The organism is Microcystis sp. M061S2, from assembly GCF_020245605.1.
GTDB lineage: Bacteria > Cyanobacteriota > Cyanobacteriia > Cyanobacteriales > Microcystaceae > Microcystis.
This window is the reverse complement of record NZ_JADBUP010000011.1, coordinates 1-3,834: the sequence shown is the minus strand read 5'-3', so window position 1 is coordinate 3,834 and position 3,834 is coordinate 1. Positions and strand designations below refer to the sequence as shown.

Annotated in this window: 2 protein-coding genes; both read right to left on the bottom strand. The window is 39.0% G+C overall.

All coding sequences use genetic code 11. The annotated features are described in order from the left end of the window. A partial coding sequence (locus IM475_RS01755; protein ID WP_287726490.1) for a right-handed parallel beta-helix repeat-containing protein occupies positions 1–2,124 on the bottom strand: 2,124 nt, incomplete at its 3' end. An 876-nt stretch (positions 2,125–3,000) separates the two neighbouring features. Next, a partial coding sequence (locus IM475_RS01750; protein WP_287726489.1) for a DUF4351 domain-containing protein occupies positions 3,001–3,834 on the bottom strand: 834 nt, incomplete at its 5' end.

Genomic DNA, 3,834 nt, shown 5'->3' with positions numbered 1-3,834 from the left:
TTCTAAGGGTAAGCCGTTGCTACTGGAGATAAATTGTTCAGTAAGATAAATATCATCACTATCCCCATAGATATCATTCTTGGAAAAAACTACCCGGTCATACCAGTAGGAACTTGCTGTAGTCACAGAACCGTCATTTTTTCCCGTCCAAGATAGGGTAATAGTCTGACTAGCAGTAGCAGTAGTCGGAGCAGTGACATTAGTAACAATTAAATTGGGTTGACTAATGACTATAGGAATACTATATATATTATCCGTTTCATCGGTTTCTGCCTGATAATTAGATTGATCCGTCTTCAGCAATAAATAGCCACTCGTAGCAGCTATATAACTAGGCAAGGTAACATTGCCCGTCATTGTATAAGTTTCATCGGGATCTAAAGGTACGTTGCTATTAGATGAATCAATCCAAAAGTTATTTAGATAATAGTCATTACCATTACCCCAGATGTTATCAGAAGAATAGACAATGCCATCGCTCCAATAACTCCATGGGGTGGTAACTGTACCTTGATTTTTAACCGTCCAATTCACGGTGAAAGACTGTTCTAAACCCACATTAGTAGGAGCAGTAGCCTCAGTAATAACTAAATTGGGTAACTCTCCCTTTAGGGTGATAGAGGGAGAAAATTCTGAGGTGTTTCCATCGGGATTAGTTGCTGTGCCAGTAATATAGCTATACAGTCTCTCGGCGGACAAGGAAAGGGTAAAATCAGCACGACCATTATCATCCGTAGTAACAGTGATATAGGTACGGTAATCCTCTCCTTCTCCGTTACCACTAGCATCTTGTGTACGATTAGCAAAAATTTCAATCCTGTATTCCTTATTGGCTTCACTATCTAGATAACCAATCAAGGTGGCTGTTCCTGCAACAACTTCGGCTGAAGTAAAAACGGGATAGTTTTGTAAAGCATTCGCTCCTGTATCGCTATCACCTTCATCATTAGCGGTGACTCCATCCCTTCCTAAATCAATCCCTAAGCCATCATTATCATAGATACTATTGCCTTGAATAGTATTTTTCTGAGAGTTATCTACAGAAATGCCATTAGAGTTATTATATCCAATTTGATTTCCCGTAATTGAATTACCTTGTGCCTCTTCTTGGATACTCATCCCCTCGGCATTATTAAACAGAGAATTACCTGTAATTTGATTACCTGTTGCATCTGCTCCACGAATAACAACACCGGTCGATTGATTATAATAGATAATATTACCTTGTACGAGGGTATTTTTTGCTCCAGCTAAATCAATCCCATCATCCCCGTTACCTAAAAAACTATTGTTGTAGTATTGGTTAGTGCCAATCCAGTTACTGAGTATTTGATTATTATTGGCGATATTTCCATAGGACAATACACTTACGCCAGTGTTAGTATTGCCAGCAATAACGTTTTCTTGAATAATATTATCTGAACCGTTAACTATCCCCACCCCAACCCCATTAGGACTGGATGAATTTCCCGATGAATCAAGACCAATGTAATTATTAATGACTTGGTTATTAATGGCAGTTTCACTATTAATTAATACACCTGTTCTCGTCGTATTACCAGAGATAATATTCCTTTCACTGGTAGTCGCTCCCCCAATCAGATTATTGGCAGATTCAATTAAAATACCCCCTTCTCCATTGCCCAAAAATCCCTCAAAAATGTAGTTATCATAACCAATATAATTACCTTGAATAATATTATTACCTTGATCAATTAAGCGTATTCCATAGCTACTAAACTGGTTGATAATTAAGCCGCGGACGGTACTGTCACCGGCACTAATAACTAGACCTGAGACTGTTTGATCTGGTTGATAAAGACTAAGATAGTAACCACTAATTTGAATTATCGGCGTTCCCGCGTATCCCGGTTGACTGGTACCATCAATCAAGACAGGGGATGTAATTTCTGGCAAAGCCGATAAGGGAGTTATGGTATTTGTATAGTATCCACCCTCACCAATATTAAATACAATGGTATCTGTACCCGGATTATTATTAGACTCAGTTATTGCCCATCTTAGGGAACCTTCCCCATCATCGTTGGTATTAGTGACCGTGTAAGTAGTTCCTAGATTAGAGGTTGCAGTTGTTGTTTCCTGTACTGACAGAGGATTATTCATATCCTTAGCTCCAAGACAAAGAAGTTTAATACTGAGGCGTTCATCGTTGAGTATTTCTCAGGAAGTCTAGCCTAAGCTACCTAGCTATGTCAAGAAATTTTCAGTAACCTCACAGGAACTTTAAAAAAACTTAACCAAATTTAGAGCATATAGCTATTGGCTATCCCCTTATTACTTCTATATCCTGGGTTATAACTGTTGGTATTATCTGGGATGCCACCGGTAAGGCGATGTTGATATTATTAAGTTGTGTTAATAGCTTAATTTCTATGGTTTTCATAGTCTAAAAACAATAGTTATCCTCTTGTGTGAATAGGAGGAAAATCTAAGCTGGTATCTCCAATTCAGCCGCTCGTAACTAGATAAGAGAAACTGTAGCGATTAATAAGTCGCTCATAAGTGGGTGGGTGGAATTAAATATAAAATGAACGTAGGTTGGGTTGAAGCATGAAACCCAACGCCCGCATGGGTTACGCTACCGCTAACCCATCCTACAAATAATTGTGCCTCCCTACTTAACTAGATAAGAGAAACTGTAGCGATTAATAAGTGCCTAAGCAAAACTAATTACACATTTAAGCCGCTACTCCGTCAGCTTTTTCAGTGACCAGTAAACAGTGAACTGAAAACTCAAATCTGATCCCTGATAGCTATCTCGGAGTCTCGGAGTCTCCTGTCTCGACACGGCACAAATTCTCTCTAACTGGCGACTGTCAGAAATCCAGAAAACGAGTTCCTTCAAGAAACCAGTTTTCTCGATAATACCGTGAGATTGGGGGGGGATTATGGTGTTGAGATGAAGGTTATCTCTCAATTCCCCCCTCGCCATGAAAATTTTAGCGGGTGATGGACAAAAGGCGATCGCTAACGTCAAAGCTAGGCAGTTAAAGTATTTAACCAATTGATTAAATCTTCAACCGTAGAGAAGTCGAATAAAGCTTCTCCTAATGCTTCGACATCATCAATACTTAACTGCATGATTTTAGTTTCTAATGCAGGATTAATTTCCCCTAACTTGCGTTTAAGTTGGCGAATAATAAACGTCTTTTCGCGTTCGATACCTTGTTCAATACCTTGTTCAATACCTTGACGCATCCAACTGGTGGTAATTTGCATAACTCCCTCCTGTACGGGTTGACTAAATGTGCTAATCTCTTCTTGAAATTGTATCTCTTCGACCGGATTTAGATTGAGATAAGTATCAATAAATCCAGAAATTAATTGCATTCTCGCCGCATCTAGCCGTAAAGTTATTAACAAGCGCAGACATTCCGCCTTAACTTTTGCTCGCTCTTTGTCGGCAATGTTCATCTTAGCCATCAAAGCCGAAGCAACTGGATTCGGCTGATTGAGAAAATCTCGCCAATTTAATCGATTTAATTGCACGACTTGATAGTTAAATTCTAAAACCTTGAAATCGGGAAAATCGACTACATATTGACTAATCGCTGCTCTTTTTGGCTTTGAATAAGAAAAAATTACAATGGGATAAATCGGTAAGACAAATTTCTCATGAAAGCGAGCAAAATAAGTAAACATTCGCCGGTTAAACCACTGGCGGGAACTTTCCTGCGCCTCCAGATGAATCAGAAAAAAAGATTCTTTTCCGCGAAACTTAACTTGTGCGACTAAATCGCTTTCATGCCTTTCTCCTTCCGTGACATCGGTAAATACTTCTTTGTCTAAAAAAGTAATCGAGTCCCTATCTAA